At 43.6% G+C, this 22,425-nt stretch carries 17 protein-coding genes; 10 read left to right on the forward strand and 7 right to left on the reverse strand.

Features of this window, described 5'->3' with window-relative positions; translation table 11 throughout:
• From Q0502_RS09775 to hemW, 10 genes are all read left to right on the forward strand, one after another.
• Positions 1 to 1,243: glycoside hydrolase family 92 protein (locus tag Q0502_RS09775; RefSeq protein WP_298650082.1), on the forward strand; the 1,243-nt coding region annotated here is incomplete at its 5' end.
• Positions 1,244 to 1,324: 81 nt separating this feature from the next.
• Positions 1,325 to 2,299 carry a sugar phosphate isomerase/epimerase family protein gene (locus Q0502_RS09780; RefSeq protein WP_298650085.1) on the forward strand — a complete coding sequence of 325 codons (975 nt, stop codon included), beginning with the start codon at positions 1,325 to 1,327 and terminating at the stop codon, positions 2,297 to 2,299.
• Positions 2,300 to 2,450: 151 nt separating this feature from the next.
• Entirely contained in the window at positions 2,451 to 2,585 is a 135-nt protein-coding gene (locus tag Q0502_RS09785) for a hypothetical protein (protein WP_298650088.1), read from the forward strand.
• Between the two features lie 87 nt (positions 2,586 to 2,672).
• Entirely contained in the window at positions 2,673 to 5,405 is a 2,733-nt protein-coding gene (locus Q0502_RS09790; RefSeq protein WP_298650089.1) for a family 78 glycoside hydrolase catalytic domain, read from the forward strand.
• Positions 5,406 to 5,445: 40 nt separating this feature from the next.
• Positions 5,446 to 7,707 (forward strand): hypothetical protein, encoded by a 2,262-nt coding sequence (locus tag Q0502_RS09795; protein ID WP_298650091.1) that lies wholly within the window; start codon positions 5,446 to 5,448, stop codon positions 7,705 to 7,707.
• A 2-nt stretch (positions 7,708 to 7,709) separates the two neighbouring features.
• A complete protein-coding gene (locus Q0502_RS09800; protein ID WP_298650092.1) occupies positions 7,710 to 8,915 on the forward strand; it encodes an SGNH/GDSL hydrolase family protein in 1,206 nt (401 codons plus the stop codon).
• 350 nt (positions 8,916 to 9,265) lie between these two features.
• The gene (locus Q0502_RS09805) at positions 9,266 to 10,714 is read left to right on the forward strand and encodes a tryptophanase (RefSeq protein WP_298650095.1); all 1,449 of its coding nucleotides are present in this window, start codon (positions 9,266 to 9,268) and stop codon (positions 10,712 to 10,714) included.
• Positions 10,715 to 10,849: 135 nt separating this feature from the next.
• Complete coding sequence (locus Q0502_RS09810) at positions 10,850 to 11,629, forward strand: glycerophosphodiester phosphodiesterase family protein (protein WP_298650141.1); 780 nt, start codon at positions 10,850 to 10,852, stop codon at positions 11,627 to 11,629.
• Complete coding sequence (locus tag Q0502_RS09815) at positions 11,629 to 12,066, forward strand: phosphohydrolase (protein ID WP_298650098.1); 438 nt, start codon at positions 11,629 to 11,631, stop codon at positions 12,064 to 12,066. The genes Q0502_RS09810 and Q0502_RS09815 overlap by 1 nt, the downstream gene beginning before the upstream one ends.
• A 5-nt stretch (positions 12,067 to 12,071) precedes the next feature.
• Positions 12,072 to 13,199, forward strand: coding sequence for a radical SAM family heme chaperone HemW (hemW, locus tag Q0502_RS09820; RefSeq protein ID WP_298650101.1), 1,128 nt, complete (start codon positions 12,072 to 12,074; stop codon positions 13,197 to 13,199).
• 5 nt (positions 13,200 to 13,204) lie between these two features.
• Here hemW and Q0502_RS09825 read toward each other — a convergent pair whose 3' ends face one another.
• The 7 genes from Q0502_RS09825 to Q0502_RS09855 all read right to left on the reverse strand — a co-directional run bounded on the left by Q0502_RS09825 (position 13,205) and on the right by Q0502_RS09855 (position 22,342).
• Positions 13,205 to 14,689, reverse strand: coding sequence for a TolC family protein (locus Q0502_RS09825; RefSeq protein ID WP_298650104.1), 1,485 nt, complete (start codon positions 14,687 to 14,689; stop codon positions 13,205 to 13,207).
• Positions 14,690 to 14,878: 189 nt separating this feature from the next.
• A complete protein-coding gene (locus Q0502_RS09830) occupies positions 14,879 to 15,577 on the reverse strand; it encodes an ABC transporter ATP-binding protein (RefSeq protein WP_298650107.1) in 699 nt (232 codons plus the stop codon).
• Between the two features lie 13 nt (positions 15,578 to 15,590).
• A complete protein-coding gene (locus tag Q0502_RS09835) occupies positions 15,591 to 16,829 on the reverse strand; it encodes an ABC transporter permease (RefSeq protein WP_298650109.1) in 1,239 nt (412 codons plus the stop codon).
• Positions 16,830 to 16,837: 8 nt separating this feature from the next.
• Positions 16,838 to 17,842: an efflux RND transporter periplasmic adaptor subunit gene (locus Q0502_RS09840; RefSeq protein ID WP_298650111.1), complete on the reverse strand. Its 1,005-nt coding sequence runs from the start codon at positions 17,840 to 17,842 to the stop codon at positions 16,838 to 16,840.
• A 177-nt stretch (positions 17,843 to 18,019) separates the two neighbouring features.
• On the reverse strand, positions 18,020 to 19,261 hold the full coding sequence (locus Q0502_RS09845; protein WP_298650114.1) for an HlyD family secretion protein: 1,242 nt from the start codon (positions 19,259 to 19,261) through the stop codon (positions 18,020 to 18,022).
• A 59-nt stretch (positions 19,262 to 19,320) separates the two neighbouring features.
• Positions 19,321 to 20,382, reverse strand: a complete 1,062-nt coding sequence (locus tag Q0502_RS09850; protein ID WP_298650116.1) for an efflux RND transporter periplasmic adaptor subunit — start codon at positions 20,380 to 20,382, stop codon at positions 19,321 to 19,323.
• A 295-nt stretch (positions 20,383 to 20,677) separates the two neighbouring features.
• Positions 20,678 to 22,342, reverse strand: a complete 1,665-nt coding sequence (locus Q0502_RS09855) for a formate--tetrahydrofolate ligase (RefSeq protein ID WP_298650119.1) — start codon at positions 22,340 to 22,342, stop codon at positions 20,678 to 20,680.
• Between the last annotated feature and the right edge of the window lie 83 nt (positions 22,343 to 22,425).

Genomic DNA, 22,425 nt, shown 5'->3' on the forward strand with positions numbered 1-22,425 from the left:
ACATCAGGCGGAGAATTTCGATTATATGGCGCAGGTTTCGAGCCTCTGGGATACTTTCAGGGCGCAAAATCCTCTCATGTCGCTGATGAATCCCACCATGGGAAATTACCATGTAAAAACATTCCTTGCGCACTACAATCATTACGGAATGTTGCCCATCATGCCGTTATGCGGGAATGAAACCCTGGTAATGCTGGGTTATCATGCCATGCCTGTGATTGCAGATGCCTACAGGAAAGGGTTAAGGGACTACGACGCCGAAGCCATTTTCGAAGCTATGAAAGTTACCGCCGAACGCGATACGTTCGGATATTGGTTAAAAGTGCCTTTGGGCACCTATAACTATAGAAGATACGGATATATCCCTTACGAAACGGAGACCCGATCTGTCTCCACTACCCTCGAATATGCCTATGATGACTGGTGTATTGCCCAAATGGCCAAAATGCTCGGGAAAAAAGCGGATTACGAACATTATATGAAGCGTTCAAAAGCCTATAAATACTTATTTGATCCGCAAACAGGCTTTATGCGGGCAAAGAGTATCGACGGCAAATGGTTGGAACCGTTCGAACCGCTATTGCCCGAACATCAGAAGGGCAGTTATGTCGAAGGAAATGCATGGCAATGGACCTTCTTCGTCCCGCATGATCCGGAAGGATTGATCGAGTTGTACGGGGGAACGGAAAATTTCATCGATAAGTTGGATAAGTTATTTACCACCGCAGACCCCGTTCCGGTACGCGCGGCTTCCGTACAGGATATGAGTGGATTAATCGGACAATATGCGCACGGTAACGAACCAAGCCACCACATTCCCTATTTCTACAGCTATGCAGGATCACCGTGGAAAACACAGGAAAAAGTCAACGAAATTTTAACTATCATGTACCAAAATGCACCTGATGGGCTCCCGGGAAACGACGATACGGGACAACTTACAGGGTGGTATGTATTCAGCAGCATGGGATTCTATCCTGTACGTCATGGAACGGGTGAATATATTATTGGTGCGCCCATGTTTGATAAACTAGAATTCAGGCACTCTTTATCGGGAAAACCCAAAACATTGACTATCGAGGCTAAAAATAAAACCAAAGAAAATATATACGTGCAATCTATTACGTTAAACGGAAAACCCTATGATAAGTTTTATTTGAATCATCAGGATATTTTCTCCGACGATTGCCGATTGATTTTCACCATGGGTAATACACCGGTAAAAAAGAGCAATAATAATTAATAGACGCTATATTGAATAAGGAACAAGACTACTATAACCAGACATAGAAAATAATATATAAATCACTAATTATTCATCACTATGAAATACAAATATTCTGTAATTTTAGGAAACCTTGGAAATACTTGCGACCGTTTCTGTAAGAGTTACAAAGACAATCCATCAACGGAAGAGATGTTGGCTCTGGCCGTAAAAATCCCCCATGTGGAAGGTATTGAACTAGTTGGGACCTGGGATATCCGTCCCGACAATGTAAAAGATATGAAAAAACGTATGGAAGACTACGGAAAAACATGCGTATCCATCATCCCAGATACATTCACTGTCAAAGAATACGCCAAAGGCAGCCTCACTAGTACGGATTCGAAAATACGGCAACACGCAGTTGATTATCTCCGCAAAATGAGTGAGATAGCTCTTGAGATGAATTGTGATATTGTTGATTTGTGGATGGGGCAAGATGGATATGACTACCTGCTCACGGCCGATTATAATCAGGAACGAGAATGGTTTCGCGAAGGCACAATGGTTTTGGCCAAAGAGTTTCCCACACTGAAATTTGCACTGGAATACAAGCCTAAAGAACCTCGCAATTTTTCCTATCATGCCCGCATGGCTGATACTATTCTGGCAGCCAAAGAAACAGGATGTTCTAATGTGGGCGTTTGTATCGATACAGGGCATAGCTTCGTAGCCGGCGAAAATGTGGCCGAAGCGGTTGTGTTGGCTAAACGTGCCGGCGATATGCTGTTCCATATGCATTTCAACGATAACCATGGATATTGGGATGATGATATGATCGTAGGAAGTGTACACAGTACAGTATACATTGATTTAATGTTTCAATTGAAGAAAACCGGATATAATGGTTGGCTTTCCATGGATCAATACCCGTACCGCGAGAATGCCACCGATGCCATCGCTGAAAGTATACTTTGGGTACGAAAATTTGAACAGATTGTCGATGAGCATTATTCCGAAATAAACGCCTTGATAAAATTAAACGACGCCGTTGAAACATCCCGCTTTATGCGCAAAGTATTGTTTTCAAAATAAAAAACATTATGAATCGTGTCTGAATATCTATTGGACTCCAAGCATTAACGAAGGTCATGATTTCCATCACGGATCCATAGACTACAAAACCCAAAAACGAACCGGGGATGATTCTTTTTTGGTCATCATTAATCGTGATTTTAAAAACAATATGAAAGTCAAACTTGAAGGACATCTTTCCCTAAACAGAGTATTAAAAGACGGGACATCTGTACCAGCTCAAGCATACATCAACACCTTAGAAGTTGATCCCGGAGATGTATTGATCTTCTATTGGAAAAACTGAAAATTGCATGAAAAAATCAGCTATAAATTAACATCATTCAAATCAATCATGAATAAGTTTCTATTTTTTTTCTTTATTATTTTGGTAATGATACCCGTAGTATCATGTTCACCAATAGCATCCATCGCTGTTTATCATCAAACCTGTGAGTACGAAAAAAATCCGTTGGGAATCGATATAGTTTACCCTCGTTTCAGTTGGACGTTAACCTCCAGGAAAAGGAATCAGATACAAACGGCTTATGAAATTATCGTGAGTGATAATTTGAAAGATATAAAAGCAAATAAAGGGAATATATGGACTTCCGGTATAGTAAATTCCAGGCAGAATCTTCATATTCCTTTTGCAGGCAAGACTCTCCAATCTTTTACCCGGTATTACTGGAAAGTAAAAGTTTACGATGCAAAGGGGCAAGCTTCGGCATGGAGTGAGACGGCTTGGTTTGAAATGGCGATGATGTGTGAAAACGACTGGAAAGCCAAATGGATAAGCGACGGCAGTAATACACCCGAAAACGATGCTGATTTTTATAAGGACGATCCGGCACCCTTATTCAGGCAAACATTCAATATTCCGAAAAAAATCGCCCACGCCCGCCTTTACATTACGGGAGTGGGTTATTACGAACCTTACCTGAACGGACAAAAGATTGGAGAACAAATGCTTGATCCCGGATGGACTACCTACAGTGAACAGGTATTGTATGCGGCTTATGAGGTAACTGATAGGTTGCACAAAGGCGATAACGTAATTGGGATCATGACCGGAAATGGTTGGTATAATCTTTTGCCGTTCAACATGTGGTGCAGTCCCCTTCGTAATCTCAGAAAATATCTGGATTGCGGGCGTCCTGCCGTAAAGGCTCAGTTGCGAATCACTTATCAGGACGGAGACATTGAAGAAATTTATACCGATCAAAGCTGGCAGACGACTTCCGGTCCTATCATCCGGAATAATATATATTTGGGAGAAGTGTATGATGCCCGGCAGGAACAATCCGGTTGGTCATTAGCGGGTATAGAATTGAAAAAATCCAAAAAAGCAATCGAAACCGAAGGGCCCAAGGGGAAATTAACAGCACAAATGCAGCCTCAAATAAAGCCGATAGAGATTATAAAACCTGTTGGCATCAATGAAATACAACCGGGCGTATACCTGTTCGATATGGGGGTAAATTTCGCAGGTGTGATACGTATAAAAGTGAATGGACCAGAGGGGACGAAGATCACTCTTCGTTACGGAGAGGATATTTATCCTGACGGGACATTAAACGGGATGACTGCCGTTGCCGGACAAATAAAAGGATGTGATGCCGGAGAAGGAGCACCTCACATCGCTTGGCAGGAGGATCAATACATATTAAAAGGCGATGTAAATGGGGAAACCTGGAATCCCCGTTTCACGTTCCATGGATTTCGTTATGTAGAAGTGAAAGGATGGCCGGGAATACCAGTATTGAGTAATATAGAAGGTTTACGGTTGTCTTCCGATGTTAGAAACGCGGGGAATTTCACCTGTTCAAATGAAATGTTTAATACCCTGCAGGAAAACATTCGACGGACATTCAGAAGTAATATGTTCAGTGTACAATCCGACTGCCCTGCTCGCGAAAAATTTGCTTACGGAGGAGATATTCTCTGTACGGCCGAAGCATTCCTGTTTAATTATGACATGAGTCATTTTTACCGTAAAACAGTCGATGACCACAGGTATACCCAACGGCCGCAAGGCGGTATCACTGAAACGGCCCCTTATGTAGGCATCGCGGATCATGGACCCGGCGACGGATCGGGACCGCTTGGCTTTCAATTGAGTTATACATTCATTATTAACAAATTATATGAGTTCTATGGAGACAAACGTATTATAGAAGAAAATTATACAGTATTAAAAAAACAGGCGGATTTTCTGATTAGCCATGCCGACCATCATCTTTATAACAGCGGACTCAGCGATCACGAATCGTTGGATGAAAAACCCTTCGGATTAACCGAATCACTTTTCTATTATAAACATATCGAACTGATGGCCGAATATGCAAAACTGATGCAACAGAAAGAAGATGCTGCCTATTATCTGGATATAATACAACAAATTAAATCCCGGGTCCTGGACACATATTACAATACTGAAACAGGCATTTTTGCCAATGGCACACAAACAGCGCAAATTTTCGGGATAGGGTACAATCTATTGCCCAACGCTGATAAAACGAAAGCCTTTTCCGCATTGGAAAAAGCATTTGATATCCGTAATAATCACCTCTCCACAGGGATATTCGGCACCAAAATGATGTTCGATGTGTTACGTAAGCACGATATGAATGAACAAATGTACCGGATTGCCAATCAACGGGATTTCCCCGGATGGGGATATATGATAGAAAAGGGAGCCACTTCCCTTTGGGAGACCTGGGCATACTCCGATAATGTTTATTCTCAGAATCACCCCATGTTCGGATCTATCAGCGAATGGTTTTACAGGTCATTGCTGGGGATTAATCCCGACGGACCCGGATTTAGAAAGATCATCATCAAACCGCAACCTGCAGGAGATTTGACTTTTGCCAAAGGTTCATACCACTCAGTGCAAGGCCCTATAAATGTGGACTGGAAGATTAGCGAAGGAAAATTCATCTTACAGGTGGAAATACCCGTAAACACTACTGCACAAATCTATATTCCCTCATCGTGCGGAAAGGTGATGGAATCGGGGAAAGAAATCAACAACAACGAAATCCCCAATAAGAAGGAAGAGAACGGCTATGTTTCGTTATCCGTAGGATCGGGAAAATACCAATTTAAAACCAACTATAAATAAAAATTTATATATATTAGCATTCAATTAAAATAAAACCAGCATGAAGAATCTTATATGTTTAGTATGTATATGGATTAATATTGTTTTTTTCGTATGTGCTGACAATCCGGTCAAAAATAAGGAATGCGATATTATTATTGAAAATGAACAATTTAGATTAGTTGTTGGAAGTAATGCAATCGCCAAAAGTCTGACGTTAAAATCGACCGGGGAAGAGTGCTTGATAGATGGGGAAAATATTCCGATCTTCTCTGTTACTCAGGAACGCCCATATCATAACGAGATAAAATTGGCGCATCCGAATAAAAAAACAACCTTTCAGGCAGATACGGTTTATTGGAATGGAGATAAACTGATCGTTGGCTTTGAGCTCATTCCGTACGAGGCTATCATCAAGATCAAGGAAGTGCCTGCTTATGTTGGTTTTATACTGCAAGGATTTAAGGTAAATCCCGGCACTTATCCTGATTATCTCAAAATAACCCCTCCGCCTGCTACCGAGTTATGTTTGTTACAATTACCGGTTCGCAACAAAAAATATTTTGGTGAATGGTTAAATGTAAGTTGGGATGAGAACGTTGCAGTCAATGTATTGGCAACGGATGAAAACGCTTATATTGATTTTGAGAAGTACAATAACTACAAACTCCTAACTGCTACGGCTTTCAAGGATATAAAATTGGAAGGTACAGGCGCCGCCCTGATTGTATGCAAACCAGAGAATCTATTGGATAACATTGCACAAATTGAAGAAGATTTTGATTTACCTAAAGGCGTACAAAGCCGAAGGAGCGGGATGATCAATGCTTCGTATTACTGGTCAGCGGAAGTGAATCCGGGAAATGTGGATCAGCATATTCAATATGCCAAAATGGGCGGATTCAGGACTATGAATCTCTATTATCCCTGCTTTGAAGGGTATGGCGGATATGACCTGATTGGAAATTATGAGATTGATAAGAGACTGTATCCGAACGGAAAAGAAGACCTGAAAAAAATGCTGGACAAAATTAAAGCCTCCGGTATTATACCCGGTGTTCACTTCCTTCATTCCCATATCGGACGAAACAGCAAATATGTCACCCCGATTCCCGACTACCGGTTAAATCTTACAAAAACGTTTACTTTATCAGAAGATTTAGAACCCGGTGATACGGAAGTATTCGTTGAACAAAATCCAGAGGGATCGGTCATGGCGGAAGGATGCCGGGTCCTGAAAGTCGGAACCGAATTCATTTCCTACGAAAATTATACGACTACCAGGCCCTATAAATTTACTGGTTGCACAAGAGGGATAAACCATACGACTGTCAACAGCTTGCCGAAAGGTTCCATCATCGGAATACTGGACGTTAGCGAATTTGGCGCTACAAGCGTGTATATCGATCAACGAACCGGTTTGCAAGATGAAATTGCCGAAAAGATCGCCGATATTTATGATGCAGGATTTCAATTCATCTATTTTGACGGCTCTGAAGGGGTAAACCCGCCCTTTGCCCTGAATGTAGCCTTAGCACAATACCGTGTTTTCAAACGATTAAAACCTGAACCCTTGTTTGCCGAAGGAGCCGCAAAATCACATTTCAGTTGGCACATGCTGAGTGGAGGGAATGCTTTTGATGTTTTTACACCGGAAATACTGAAGGCGGAGATCCGGAAATGGCCGGCTGAAGAAGCACCTCGGATGAAACAGGATTTTACGCGCATTAACTTCGGTTGGCTGGGCTATTTCCTTCCCGATAAACACACTGTCGGCACACAACCTGATATGCTGGAATATGCGACGAGCGTAGCTGCAGGTTGGGATTGCCCGGTTTCAATCCATGCCTATCTCCATACATTCGATGCTCATCCCAGAACACAGGATAATTTGGAAGTACTCAGGAGATGGGAAGAGGTACGGGCCAAAAACTGGCTTACAGATGAACAAAAGAAAATGCTACAAAATGTAGGTCAGGAACATCATTTACTGTTAAACGAGCAAAACCGGTTTGAACTGGTCCCGTACGACCCGATCATAGATGTGGCCGGTAAAAGCAGAGAGATCAGGGCTTTCATTTTCGAGAGAAAAGGTGATCATTATGTGGTTTATTGGCATATATCAGGAGATAAAAAACTTGAACTGTCATTAAATCCATCCGACATTACCTTATATGAAAAATTAGGCCAAGAAAAAATGATCTCTTCAGGAACAAACCATAAAATTATAATTCCGGCAAGTAATCGTCACTATATCAAGGCCGATAAACTGACAAAACACCAACTGTCGGACGCATTTAAAAATGCACAAATCGTAGAATAGATATGCTAATTAACAAACTATTATTTCTCCTCATTATTGCGGGGATATGCACATTTAGTGCCCATGCGGATACCACTCCAACCACCCTTTTATATCACAAAGTATTGAATGAAAAAGAAGCTTTTCCCGAACTCGTCGCAGATGTCGGACTCATAGCCGATTATACATCCGACGGATTGAAAATCACCGGAAAAGAAGGAACCATTCGGCTGAATAAATACTATTCATTGGGAGAACGGATGATCCGGTATTATGTGAAATTCAGCAATGATGCAGTAGCTCTTTTCAAAAGTAATGCCGACGACTTTAAGCTATCTGTTGATATAGTACAAAAGAAAGTCTTCGTAGCAACAAACCCTGAAACGTGGAAAATAATGGATTTTTTGAATTCCGATCATGAATACCTGATAGAAATCTACCGTGCATATCAAAAAAATATTGTCCGGATTGTGGATGTTTATACCGGAGCATTCGACGTATTGGAGTTAACAACGGATGGAACCGGTGGACATGGTGCCGGTATTGAAAACAGCGGATTTTACGCCGGTAATCAACATGATTATTATTGTTTCGGTCTGCAAAGTGGAACCTCATTACTGGTTAAACAAATCAGTGTGTTAGCCGGTGCGCGTGATCTGTTCTTACTGATTTACGGCGATTCGATTACTGAACCGGAAGGATATTTTCCAACCAGAGACTATCCCTGGGCATGGACCCAACTGATCATGAAAAACGTACCCGGAAAAGCCATCAGCAGCGGACGAGGCGGATGTACAATTATCCACGTGTTGGAACGAATTAAAAACGAATTGCCGTATGTCAAAGCTAAATATGTAATGGTCACTATCGGTACGAACGGTGGGAATACAGAAGAAAATCTGAGTGAACTGGTCGAATATATCCTGTCGCAAGGATCTATCCCTATTCTTAACAATATCCCCTGTAATGAAAGTAGCACACAGATAGGGGTCAATCGGACAATAGAAAAAATACGCCAAAAGTACAACATCAAAGGCTGTAAATTTGATATCGCCACGTCTATGAATCACGATGGCAGAGAAGTCGATAAATCAACGATGTATTTCGAAGATTACCCAGGAAGCTGGGGGCAAATCTACCACCATCCAAATGTAAAAGGATCGCTGATAATGTATACGCGTACATTGATTGATATTCCGGAAATATACGATGCAATTCGCCCCAATTGATAGGCAAGGGTCATTTATTCACATTTTTTTCATTTTGAACTATTCGTTCTGTATTTAAAGAATATACGATTCGCCTCGGATAAGCTCACACAAGTTTGTCTTATCCCTCGGCTTTCATTTATTTGAATAATATAAGATGCGCATGGGAAAAACTCAAGCAAGCTTGGCTTTTCTCTCGGCTTTCATTATATTTGCAGTTTTAAATTTATATTTATCGGAAAAATCCGGTATTAATAACAATCTTCATACGATTATTCGATTTTTCATATCAAAGTGTATAAAACATTTGCGATAAGCTAAATGATCAAAAAGTAATTATCAACTATAAAAGACAAAGACACACAGAACCCATGAATGAAATTAAATTTTACAACGGAGAGAATATTCCGTTGGAGTTGCACAAGGTACGTGTAGTACAGAAATTACATTTAGTACCTATCGAGAGAAGACTGGAAGCATTACAGGAAGGTGGATTCAATACTTTCAGGCTCAACACCAGAGATGTATTCCTCGACATGCTTACAGACAGCGGTACCAATGCCATGAGCGACAACCAGATGGCGGCCATGATGCAGGCGGACGACGCCTATGCCGGATCGCAGAGTTTCTTCCGCCTGCAGAAAGCGGTGGAAGATGTGCTGGGCAAAAAATACTATCTCCCGGTACACCAGGGCCGCGCCGCAGAGAATATCCTGTCTAACGCATACGTGCGGAAGGGCAATCTGGTTCCGATGAATTACCACTTTACCACTGCGATGGCTCACATCACCCAGTATGGGGGAAAGATCGCCGAGTTGTTATACGACGAAGCCTATGTGATCAACTCCTCCCACCCTTTCAAAGGGAACATGAATATTGAGAAGCTGGAAGAGGTCATCAAGATACACGGAGCTAAAAATATCCCGTTCATCCGTATGGAAGCTTCTACCAACCTCATCGGAGGGCAGCCCTTTTCGGTTCAGAACCTGAGGGGTGTAAGGGACATCGCGGATAAATATAATATCCGGCTGGTGCTCGACGCGAGCCTCCTGGGCGAGAACGCCTACCTGGTGATACAGCGGGAAGAAGAGTTCAAAGGGAGTTCGATGGGCGAGGTGATGCAGATCATGACCGGCCTGGCCGATATTGTCTATTTCTCTGCCCGTAAGCTGAGCTCTTCCCGTGGAGGAGGTATCTGCACGAACAACCCCGATATTTATCGCGAGTTGGAAGCATTGGTTCCCCTTTTCGAAGGGTTTCTGACCTACGGGGGTATTTCCGTGCGTGAAATTGAAGCGATGGCGGTGGGATTGTACGAAACGCTCGACGAGACAATGATCAGCCAGAGTCCCGACTTCATTGCCTACCTGGTGAATGCTCTTGATGCGTACGGTGTACCGGTGGTAAAACCGGCCGGAGTGCTGGGAGCACATGTGGACGCCATGAAGGTGTGCGAACATATCCCGCAAAAAGAATATCCTGCCGGCGCTTTGGCCGCTGCGCTGTTCCTTATTTCGGGGATCCGTGGAATGGAAAGAGGTTCCATCTCCAACCAGCGTGACGAGTACGGTAATGAAACCTATGCGGATATGGAACTTGTGCGCCTGGCAGTTCCCCGCCGGGTATTCACCTTATCACAGATCAAATATGTAGAGGATCGGATGACCTGGTTGTACGAAAACCGGGCGTTGATCGGCGGCCTCCGTTTTGTATACGAACCCCCGGTGCTCCGCTTTTTTATGGGCGGACTGGAACCGGTAAGCGATTGGCCGCAGAAACTGATCGCCAAATTCAAAGAGGACTTCGGAGAAAGTCTATAAAAGAGAGAGGAGAAAGGCCGTTTCGAAAACGGTCTTTTTTTATTAACGTTTATTTACTATGATTTTCTCTGCATCTCCTTCCTATTCCAGCCAATTGTTGTACTTTTAAAGATTATTCGCTAATAATAAAGAAGACTGAAAATGAAACGAAATGCTTTTTTTCTTGCGTGGATACTGTTATTGTTTGGTGCGATATCAGTGAATGCCCAGCAGATCATTGCCCATCGCGGCTACTGGAAAACCGACGGTTCGGCGCAAAATTCCATCACCGCCCTTATGAAAGCCGATTCCATCGGTGTATATGGTTCGGAGGTAGATATATGGCTCTCTTCCGACGGCATTCCGGTAGTGAATCACGATGGCGATGTTACCCTGAACGGGGAGAAGCTGACCGTGCAGGATACGCCGGCCTCCACGCTCAGGAAGGTAAAACTTTCCAACGGAGAACCATTGCCGACGATGGAAGAATACCTGGATGCTTTCTCCCAGTGCAAGCACACGAAACTGATCATTGAGTTTAAGACACACAGAACGAAAGAAAGAGAGGACGAACTGGCGGAGAAAGTGATTAATATGGTGCATGAACGCGGCCTGCAGGAGAGGGTGGAATACATCGCCTTCGGTCTTCACTTTGTGCAGCAGACAAGGAAACTCGAGCCGGACGCCCTGGTCTATTATCTCAACGGCGATCTGTCGCCCCGGGTGCTCTCCACGATGGGCCTGAGCGGATTCGACTATCATTTCAATGTGTTGTACCAAAAACCTGAATGGGTGAAGGAAGCACATGCGCTGGGACAAAAAGTAAACGTGTGGACAGTGAACAAGCCGGAAGATATCCAAAAGATCATCGACCTGAAAGCGGATTATATTACTACCGACGAACCATTGCTGATAAAGGAAATACTACAAAAATAATGATGAACCTGAAAGAACAACTCAACCGGGCCATTGAGATTGCGATAACCGCCCACGGGGGACAGTTGGATACGCATAATGGCCGCCCTTATATCGAACATCCTTTCCGGGTGATGAACGCAGGCCATACCCTGCCGGAAAAGATCGTGGGTGTACTCCATGATGTGGTGGAAGATACTCCCTGGACGCTGGAACAGCTCAGGGAGGAAGGGTTTGCGCCCGAGACCATAGACGGCGTGGATGCCATGACTCGGCGTGACAACGAGACATACGACGAATACATGCAACGGGTGCAGGCTAATCCGCTCGCCACACGGGTGAAGCTGAACGATCTGACGGACAACATGGATATCCGCCGGTGGAACGATATCCCGTATCACGAGCTGGCCCGCCTGGAAAGATACCTGAAAGCGTATAAACAGCTTACGGAAGAGTAGCGAAAGTGGCGGGTATATATATCCATATTCCCTTCTGTAAAACCCGGTGCACCTACTGTGATTTTTACACCGGCACCAACGAAACGCAGATGGATGCCTTCGTCGATGCCCTCTGCGCCGAAGCCCGGATAAGGAAGGATGAGATCCCGGAAACGGTGAAGACCATCTATTTCGGCGGAGGGACCCCTTCGCGCCTCCGCCGGGAGCATTTCGACAGGATATTCGATGCGCTACGGCACCATTTCTCCATGGAACCTACGCCAGAAATCACCGTGGAAGCCAATCCCGACGACCTTTCAGAGGTATATGTGGAGATGCTCTCCCGGTTGCCGGTCAACCGTCTCAGTATCGGCATACAGAGTTTCAACGACGGGGAATTACGATTCCTGAGCCGGCGGCATTCCGCCCGGCAGGCGATCGACGCCGTGAAAAGATGCCAGCAGCATGGGTTCGGGAATATCAGCATCGACCTGATGTACGGATTACCGCAACAGACGGAGGAGATATGGCAGTACAATCTTGAACAGGCCCTTACCCTCGATGTCCCGCATATCTCATCCTACCATCTTATCTACGAAGAGAAAACACGGATGTATACGCTCTTACAGGCCGGCAGGATAGTGCCGGTAGAAGAAGAGGTCAGCACCGCCATGTTCGCCATGCTGATCGACCGGCTCACATCGCACGGGTATATCCATTATGAAATATCGGCATTCGGCCGGGAGGGTTACTTCTCACAACATAACAGCTCTTACTGGAAGAACAGGAAATATCTTGGCCTGGGCCCTGCCGCGCACTCGTTCGACGGCGATAACCGCTCCCGCAATGTTCCGTCGCTTACCCGGTACATCAGAGGTGTTGAATCGGGCATATTGAACCGGGAAACGGAACAGCTGACCCTGAGCGAAAAATACAACGAAACCATCCTTACCGGCCTGCGCACCATATGGGGACTCGACCTCACGGAGCTTACAACCCGCTTCGGCGCCGAATTTCACCGCTACTGCCTGCAAAACGCACAGAAATATCTCGACAGAAATCTCCTCAAAACCGAAGGCGGCAGATTGAAACTGACCCGCGACGGCATCTTTATTTCCGACGGTATCATGAGCGACCTGATGTGGGTCGGTTAAATTTTTCACTCTACTTCCTGCTGCTTTTGAAAATCATAAAAAGTTTTTCTCATCAGATCCGCCAACGACAGTTGATAATTGATATACGCTCTCAGGTGAGATGTATAAGCATTGTTCAGACGATTCCTTTCCAAGGCCAATCCCTGACTGTCAATATCTCCGTCGGTGAACCGCTGGCGTGTTATCTCAAAACTTTTCTCGGCAACCAGCACATTCTTTTCCAAAACCTGCAATCTTTTTAAATTGCTGTTAATACTGGCTATAAGATTTTTCACTTCGGTTTCTATTTCTCTTTCAACCTCCTCTTTTTGATAGTTATACTGTTTTAATCTTGATTCGGAAGCTCTTACCAAAGCCCTGTTCTCACCCCAATCGAGGATAGGTATCGTAATGGTTAACCCTATACCATAACTGGCATCTCTATCCACCAGATTGGTATATGAGTTTCTAATGGAATGGAAGAGGCCAATATCGGTTTGCTGGTCTATACCCGCTCTTTCAAAATAGGCGTCAATGCTCCCTTTGATCATTCCGTTTGATTTCTGCTGCTTTATATTCAGTTTTTGCAGTTCTATCTGAATCTCCTGCTCCCTTACCTCCAACCTGTTTTTCAGAGCCATATCAATAGCCTTATCGGGATCCACCACCACTACCTGATAGTTCAATTCGTTGTTCAAAGTTACACTGTCATCCAAATCCAACCCCAACAGTTCCTTGAATGAATTTTTAGCAGAAACTTCGTTTAAAACCGCAATATCGTGATTGTTCTGTGCTTCGGCCAGATCGACCTCCATCTGTAAAGCATCCACTTCCCGTATAAGACCGGCCGCGTATTTATTTTTTGATATTTCGTGCGCTTCCATCTGTCGTTCCAAGTCGAGCAAGGCAATCTCCGTACTTCTTTGCAACGACAATAAATTATAATAGGCGCTGCTCACCTGATATACAAGATTCAATTCTTCTCTTTTATACTGTTTATTAGAACGCTCGTAATCCAATTCAGCCCTTTTCAATGTCGATCGGATGCTGTTGTATGCATAAAAAGAATGGAGCGGCTGACTAAATCCGATACGGGAGCGCAGGCGCGAAGATCGAAAATCGTTATTCAAATTCTCTCCGCTTGATAACATATTCTGAATGAAAATATTACCGTCTGTCGGTAAGGGTTGATTGATAGTCAGTACGGTGGAATACCCCAGCTCTTTCACCGGATAATAAAACGTAATTCCCGTGGTATCTTTCCAGCTTTCAATGGTTTCAGTGTATTGAGGAGCGCCAATGGTCATATCAATATGCGTCTTTAACCTGCTGGTGGCAGACTTCAAATTATATTGGGCAATTTTAAGGTCTTCTCCTAATTTCAACATGCTGTAGCTTTTAGTTTTGGCTATTCCGATACTTTCTTCCAAAGTAAGGGTGTGCCCGGACTGGCTATGCAGCAACAGAGAAGAGACACATAGATATATACAGATTAAAAGCAACTTTTTCATATAATTTTATTGAGTTCAGATTTCAAAATTTCAAGATTTGGGATTTGGGATTTGGGATTTGGGAATTGGGAATTGGGAATTAATAAAAACTAATTGTAAGCTTCTTCACTTCCCACTTCTCCTTTTCTTATCACTCCATTAATCTCATTGGCTTATTAGCACATTGACTTATTGGCGCATTGGCAATTATCAGCCTAGATTTTTTCTTTGATGATTCGGCCGGTCGGAATGGATCATCCCATCTTTCAGATAAATATTCCGATAGGCATAATCTGCAATTTCCTGTTCGTGTGTGATTAAAATAATCGTGTTGCCTTCTTTGTGCAGTTCATCGACCAAACGCATGATCTCCACACCGGTTTTTGAATCGAGCGCCCCGGTAGGTTCATCTGCCAACAATATTCCCGGATTGGTTACCAGCGCTCTGGCAATAGCCACTCTTTGCCGCTGCCCGCCACTCAATTCAGTGGGTTTATGATACAGGCGGTCTGACAGTCCCACTTTCTCCAAAGCCTTCAATGCCCTTTCCCTGCCCTCATTGCCGGGCGTTCCCGAATAGATCAGGGGTAATTCAACATTCTGAATAGCGTTTAGCCGGGGTAACAGATTGAAATTTTGGAAGATAAAGCCGATCTCCCTGTTTCTCGTAAGCGAAAGGGCATCATCATCCAACGTACTTACATCCACATTGTTAAGATAATAGTGACCGCTCGATGCCGTATCCAGGCAGCCGAGAATATTCATTAAGGTGGATTTCCCCGAACCGGAAGGCCCCATTATGGCAACGTACTCGTTCTTTTCGATATGGAGACTGATACCGTGTATGACGGGGATTTCACTATCTCCGAGAGAATAACTCTTTTTCAGGTCTTTTATTTCTATCAACATCGTGTCCTTATTTTTATTCGTAACGGATGGACTCTACCGGTTTTAAGTTGGCGGCATTCTTTGCCGGCAAATATCCAAAACTAACCCCTACAATTACCGAAAAAGAAAATGCTATAAAAACAGAGTAGGGTTTAATAAAGGTGTTTATGTCGGTAAACAGCGAAACAACCAACGACAGCATTATTCCGATGAAAACGCCTATCACTCCCCCGGTAATACTGATTACTACCGACTCGGTCACGAACTGGCTCATTATATCAATCTTACGGGCGCCCACCGACCTCCGGATACCTATCTCGCGTGTACGCTCCATAACGGTTGCCAGCATAATGTTCATGATCCCTATACCTCCCACCAATAGCGATATGGCGGCAATCGCACCCAGAAGGAAGTTATAGATCTGCCGCTCTTTTTCTTCCTGTTTAAGAAGCTCGTAAGGAATAACGATGCTGTAATCATCATTATTAAAGTGATGCCTTTTCAAAATTTCATCAATAATTCTGGAGGCTTCGATCAGTCTATCCGAATTGTTAATCTGAACCGTGACCTGCTGTATTTCGCTGGAAAGGACATTGTCTCTTGTAAACCGGTTCAGGAATAAAGACAACGGTACATAGACATCCGTATTCAGGTCTCTTGCAGCCAATTCACCCACAGTCTCGGTGAAAAGACTTTTCGATGCCAGCACACCGATCACTTCCAACCATTGATCATCGATCTTCACCAATTTGCCGATAGGATCTTCTCCTTTGAAAAAAGTTGCGGCTATGCCGGCTCCCAGGACACAAACTTTTAATCGTTCGTTGTAGTGTTTTTCACTGATGAAATTGCCCTGTTGAACTTTATAATTCATCAAACTGAGAAAATCAGGCGTAATTCCTATAACGGTAGATTTCACCGATTTATCGCTGAATTTCACGTCGGTATTCTTTTCTGCCTGCGATGTAATATTCTCTACCCCCGGTACAATTTCCTTAATAACATTCGCATCCTGGATAGAAAGCCCCTGGGAAAATTTTGCCCGAACCTCTTCCAGTTCTTCATCGGAAAGGGATTTTTCCCGTATGATGATATTGTTCACCCCTAAATCCTGATATTTCGCGATGGCTTCGCGTTTTGCACCTTCTCCGATCGATAGCATGGTAATAACCGATGCAACGCCAAATATGATCCCTAACATGGTCAGAAAGGAACGAAATTTGTGGTCGACCAGTCCCTGAAGCGCCAAGCGAATATTTTCACCGTATTCCATAACCTGTTCTATAAAAATTCACAACTCACTGTCATACCGGGCTTTAACCTCTCATCCGGTTCCACTATTCTCACCTCCACATCAAAAACTCTTTGTCGGGATTTTTGGTCTTTTAACCGGCATAATTTCCCAATATAGGCGACTTCACCCTCGAAAATCACTTTCGGTAATGCATCTAAACGGACAGCCACTTTTTGGTTGACGTTTATTTTTAAAAAATCGGTTTCATTCACCTGGGTATTTACTTTCATGAACTCCAATTCGGGAACATTGCCCAGATTGTTTCCGGCATAGATATTATCTCCTATCCTGTACAGGCTTCTGTTGGCGTTCTGCCTGTTAATCTCAATCTGAAACACGCCCGATACGGGTGTTCGCAATGTAAGCATCGGAAGAAGATCTTTGGCATTTTCTATTTCTTTCTGGATCTGTTCAACCCTGATCTCCTGGATTTTTAAATCATTGGCATTGATAATCTTACTCTGTTCATAAATCCGCTTCTCTTTACCAAGGTTGATCTCTGCCTGGTCAAATTCCAGTTTTTTTATTCGTCGTAAGCGGTCCGACTCAAAACGGGAAGCTTCTAATTCAATTTTCTTTAAGTCGAATGATGCTAATTCATTCTTAATTCTCGATTCACTTTCCTGTTCCCTGTTTTCCTGTTCAACATACAATTTTTCCAATACGGCCAATTGAGTTTCCAGATTACTCTCCTGGTCCAGGATAAATTTATTGATATCCCCGGGATCCAGTTGTGCGATCGAATCTCCTTTTTTCACTATTTCCCCATGATTCAGCAAGCCGATGATCTTCATTTGATACCAATGCCTCCCATACCTCGGTATGACAAAAGATACGGAATTGATAGCCGCAAGTTCCCCCGTCTCTATAATGGTGCTTCCGTCGGATATTCTTCTTTTGCTGTCGTCCGATCCAACACTGTTTTTACAGGAAAAGAAAAGGAACAGCAAGAAAAACGCCATTGAAAGATTATATATTATTTTCTTCTTCATGCAATTATTTTATTTTTCTCTTGTCGATAAATTTCAAGATTTAGTTACACCGATTTTGACTACGGCGATTTTGGCTACGCCGAACGTTGTTTCAATTCAGAATTTCAGAATTTCGGAATTTCGGATTCCAAATCGTCAAATCATTAAATCAAATCTCATTGGCACATTGGCACATTATCAAATCTCGCTGTTTTCCGGCTTCTCCCCGGTGGTTTCTTCTGCAAAAGGATCTACAAGCGCAATTTCATCGCCCTCTTTTAATCCGCTGACAACTACCATATAATCGCTATTATTCTGACCTGTTTCAATTTCTGCTTTATCATAACCGCTTCCGTTTTTCTTATAGACAAAGTATTTATCTCCCTCCGCCCGCACCGCATCCAAAGGAATAAAAAGCACGTCCTCTATTTTGTCTATAATTATCCTGCAACTCACGGTAAGTCCCGGGAGCAGATTCTTGTCCGATTCGTTCAGCAATATTTCAACCGGAAATATTTTTATCTTCGATGATCCGTCTTTGTTCACAGCCAGATTGGCAATTGAATTTACCGTTCCCGTGAAGGTACTGTCAGAAAACGCATCCGGCTTTATTTCGACTCTCAGGTCTTTCTTTATTTTCGCAACATCTACCTCGTTGATTTTCACTGTTGCCTTGAGCGTGGACAAATCAGGTAGCTGGATGATCGGGAATCCTCCCCAACATTGATCGCCAATCTGAAATTTATTGTTGCTGCTCCAGTTTCGGGAGATAATGGCTATTCCGGAAGAAGGGGTCACCACAGACAATTTCTTCAGTGTTTCACGCGCTTCGTCGAGGCGGGACTGGAATTGCATGATAGAGAGATTTTTCTGCTTCACTTCCTCCTTCTGTATTTTTATCCGGTTGTCTATTTGTTCTTTGGCTCTTTCCAAAGCAATATCAGCCTTATCAAGATTCAGTTGTATCTCTTTTTTCTTTATCTCCGATTCGTACTCTGCCGATTCAAAGCGTATTTTAGAGATCTCATGGGAAATTCGCGCCACTTCATAACCGGCTCTAAGTTCTTCCAGATCGGATTTTTGCTGAGCGATCAGTTTGTCAAACTCAGCCTTGGCTATTTCCAGACTCGATTCCGCTTCGACAATACCCTTAAGAACCTCGGAAGGATCGAAGACGATCAACGTATCTCCGGCTTTCACCTCCTGCCCGTCTTTTGCCAATTCGGTGATTTTAAGATTACCATACCTCCAGGAAATAAGAGGAGCCACTATATTGATAGATTGTACGGCTTCGACCTCTCCTTCTTCGTACAAGTCAAGAAAAAGGGTTCCTTTGGCCACTTTTCCGACAGGTATTTGCTGAGTTTCTTTTTGGCCGCAGGCAACAAAAAACATCAAACAAAAAAGAAAAAAAGAAAGTGTAATAAACTTGTTCCCCATCTTATCAGTATTTATTCATATTGTAAAATATCGTTGAATTTCATTGCTACTATAAAAATCTATCGAATTGAATCCGAAAGTAGCTTCTTTCCTCTTATGAATGAAGCGGGAGGCTTGATCAATGAAATAACTTCCCCTTTTTTCAAACCGGTGGTAACAATCGCCTCTTTCATGGACGACGGCCCGGTTGCAATTTGGCGTATTTCATATTTTTTATTGTTCCTGACATAGACCACTTTCATGGAATCGACCTCGTAAATGGCTATCTGAGGGATCACGATCGTATCGTTAACATAGGTTGTGATTACACGGCTGTTTGCCGTAAATCCCGGTTCGGGAAGTTGCAGGACACTATCGATGGAGGCTTCTACCTCAAAAAATTTCACTTTTGAATCCCTTTTATAAGGTTGTCCCACAGGTAATTTTTTGATTATCCTGCCATGCGCCCGGTTCCCCGGCATGGCATCAAAGGAGTAAGCTACAGAATCATTTTCGCTGATATATTTAAAGTCCGTTTCGTTGACCGCCATTTTCACTTTCATTTCCGACACCTCAGGGATCATAACCACCGGCATATTATTCCAGACATTGTCTCCCACCTTTAGCTTAGTACCGGTCATACGGGAGTCCGAAACAATAGCCAATCCCCTTTTAGGTGCTCTGATGGTCAACCCTTCAAGAATTTTTTCTGCCGATTCCAGCCGATTACTCAGTTGCTGAATATTTATTTCCAACTTTCTTATTTCCGACTGATTTATGATATCGAGCGCATTCAGTTTTTGTTCAAACTTTGCTTTTTCTATGTATGCCCTTTCCAGTTCTAATTCTTTGATCCTTCTTTGCGTTGGCGTAGCAAACGTAAGCTGCAGGGAATCCAGATGTGCAATTTCCGTATCGACCTCGTTATTTTTAACCTGTGCTTCCAATAGCGCATATTGCATTTTCAGATCAGCATTCACCTTGCTTAATTCGGCCGTTGCGTTTTCCAGTGCAATTTGCAGGTTATCATAATTGTTCTGTTGATTATTATCTTCAATGATGCATACCACATCTCCTTCGTTAACATATGTCCCGTTATCAATCAAAAAAGTGACTATTCCATCTACATTGCCCGGACACATCAGGGTTATGAACCGGATAGGCTCAACAATACCTTCAATTAAAATTGAATTTTCAAAGTCGGTATTGGAAACCGTATAAGTTGATATGCTCTCTTTATTTTTAAGGTTGCATGAAGAGAAACAAAAGAGTAAAGCTAAAATAAAATTTATCCTATCTTTCTTCAAGAGAATATGGTTGAATCGACAGTGCAATAGAAGATCTTTTGGGTATTTGCTTATTTTATAGTAAAACAAGATAATACAAATATCCTAAAAAAAGATGATATACCAAAATATTATGAATAAAAACGATTCATCAACTCAGTCCCTCTACTTCTCCATGGATGATGTCGATCCGTTTGGCCTGCGGATCGGCGGGCAGTCCGGGCATGCGCATCATCTCACCGGCGATGGCTACGATAAACTCAGATCCGCGGTTAATGACCAGATCGTTGATCTTAATCCGGAAGTCTTTTGCTACTCCATACCATTTGGGGTCAGCTGAAAAGGAGTATTGTGTTTTGGCGATGCAAACCGGCATCTTCTCGAGCGGCGTACCTTCTATCAGTTTCAGTTTTTTCAGCGCTTTCTCGCCCATCACCACATCGCGTGCACCATAGATCTTTGTAGCGATCTTGGTAAGCTTGGTCTCGATATCATCCTCATCATCGTAAGTAAACTTCAACTCTCCCGACGGCCTGTTTTCAATGGCTTCCACCACCGCTTCAGCCAATTTCACAGCTCCGGCGCCTCCGTCAGTGAACGCTTCGTTGACGGCAAATGGCACCCCTCTCCCATGGCAGAATGCACTTACCACATTCATCTCTTCAGGAGTGTCGAAAGCATATTTATTGAAAGCTACCACTACCGACTGACCGAAACCGGCCAGATTATCAAGATGTTTCCCCAAGTTCTCCAGCCCTTTTCTCAGCCCCTCCATATCGGGCTCCTTGATCATCTTTTCCGGCGTACCTCCATGCATCTTAAGTCCCTGGGCAGTCGCGACGATAACTGCCAGTTTGGGACGTAATCCGCTCTTACGGCATTTTATATTGAAGAATTTCTCTGCACCCAGGTCGGCACCGAAGCCGGCTTCCGTGATTACATAATCACCGTGCGACATCGCCATTTTGGTGGCCAGGACCGAATTACATCCGTGCGCGATATTGGCAAACGGCCCGCCGTGTACAAAGGCAGCCGTGTTCTCCGTGGTCTGCACGAGATTGGGATGAATAGCATCTTTCATCAGTACGGTGATGGCTCCCGCCACGCCCAGATCTTTCACGGTAAACGGTTCACCGTTGATCCTGTATCCCAGCAGTATATTCTCTATCCGCCGGCGGAGGTCTTCTTCATCTTCCGCTAAGCAAAGGATAGCCATCAATTCCGATGCGGCAGTGATATCAAAGCCTCCTTCCTGAGGAACACCATTGCCCGGCCCAAGACCTGTTACGATATAGCGCAGGCTACGGTCATTCACATCCAGCACCCGTTTCCAGAGCACCTCTTTGATCTCTTCTCCGGTACCCTGCACACGGAAAATATAATTGTCGAGCAAGGCGGAAATGGTATTATGGGCAGTAGTCACCGCGTGGAAATCGCCCGTAAAATGGAGGTTGATGTTCTCCATCGGAAGCACCTGTGCGTATCCGCCGCCGGCAGCACCGCCCTTCATCCCGAAGACAGGACCCAGTGAGGGTTCACGCAGCGCTACGATCGCTTTTTTCCCGATCTTGTTCAGTCCGAGCGCCAGTCCTATGGAAACCGTCGTCTTACCTATACCCGCCTTGGTAGGAGTAATAGCCGTCACTAATATCAGATTACTACGGTCAATTTTTTTCTGATCGATAAGATGAAGAGGCACTTTTGCCATATGTCTTCCGAAACTGATCACTTCATCGCGGTCAATCCCGATGCTCTCCGCCACATCTTTGATTTTTTTCAGCGGTGTTTCCCTTGCAATTTGAATGTCTGATTTCATTTATTTTAGAGTCAAGAGTCAAGAACCAAGATTCAAGACAAATTTAAAAATTATCACATTACCACATTATTCACATTGGCACA

Source organism: uncultured Proteiniphilum sp., assembly GCF_937873925.1.
In the GTDB taxonomy this organism is placed as follows: domain Bacteria; phylum Bacteroidota; class Bacteroidia; order Bacteroidales; family Dysgonomonadaceae; genus Proteiniphilum.

Excerpts from the sequence above, each read along its gene's own strand:
- Q0502_RS09780 (WP_298650085.1), top strand. The coding sequence starts at position 1,325 with ATGAAATACAAATATTCTGTAATTTTAGGAAACCTTGGAAATACTTGC.
- Q0502_RS09785 (WP_298650088.1), top strand. The coding sequence starts at position 2,451 with ATGAAAGTCAAACTTGAAGGACATCTTTCCCTAAACAGAGTATTAAAA.
- Q0502_RS09790 (WP_298650089.1), top strand. The coding sequence starts at position 2,673 with ATGATACCCGTAGTATCATGTTCACCAATAGCATCCATCGCTGTTTAT.
- Q0502_RS09795 (WP_298650091.1), top strand. The coding sequence starts at position 5,446 with ATGAAGAATCTTATATGTTTAGTATGTATATGGATTAATATTGTTTTT.
- Q0502_RS09800 (WP_298650092.1), top strand. The coding sequence starts at position 7,710 with ATGCTAATTAACAAACTATTATTTCTCCTCATTATTGCGGGGATATGC.
- Q0502_RS09805 (WP_298650095.1), top strand. The coding sequence starts at position 9,266 with ATGAATGAAATTAAATTTTACAACGGAGAGAATATTCCGTTGGAGTTG.
- Q0502_RS09815 (WP_298650098.1), top strand. The coding sequence starts at position 11,629 with ATGATGAACCTGAAAGAACAACTCAACCGGGCCATTGAGATTGCGATA.
- Q0502_RS09825 (WP_298650104.1), bottom strand. The coding sequence starts at position 14,689 with ATGAAAAAGTTGCTTTTAATCTGTATATATCTATGTGTCTCTTCTCTG.
- Q0502_RS09830 (WP_298650107.1), bottom strand. The coding sequence starts at position 15,577 with ATGTTGATAGAAATAAAAGACCTGAAAAAGAGTTATTCTCTCGGAGAT.
- Q0502_RS09835 (WP_298650109.1), bottom strand. The coding sequence starts at position 16,829 with ATGGAATACGGTGAAAATATTCGCTTGGCGCTTCAGGGACTGGTCGAC.
- Q0502_RS09840 (WP_298650111.1), bottom strand. The coding sequence starts at position 17,842 with ATGAAGAAGAAAATAATATATAATCTTTCAATGGCGTTTTTCTTGCTG.
- Q0502_RS09845 (WP_298650114.1), bottom strand. The coding sequence starts at position 19,261 with ATGGGGAACAAGTTTATTACACTTTCTTTTTTTCTTTTTTGTTTGATG.
- Q0502_RS09850 (WP_298650116.1), bottom strand. The coding sequence starts at position 20,382 with ATGTGTCCGGGCAATGTAGATGGAATAGTCACTTTTTTGATTGATAAC.
- Q0502_RS09855 (WP_298650119.1), bottom strand. The coding sequence starts at position 22,342 with ATGAAATCAGACATTCAAATTGCAAGGGAAACACCGCTGAAAAAAATC.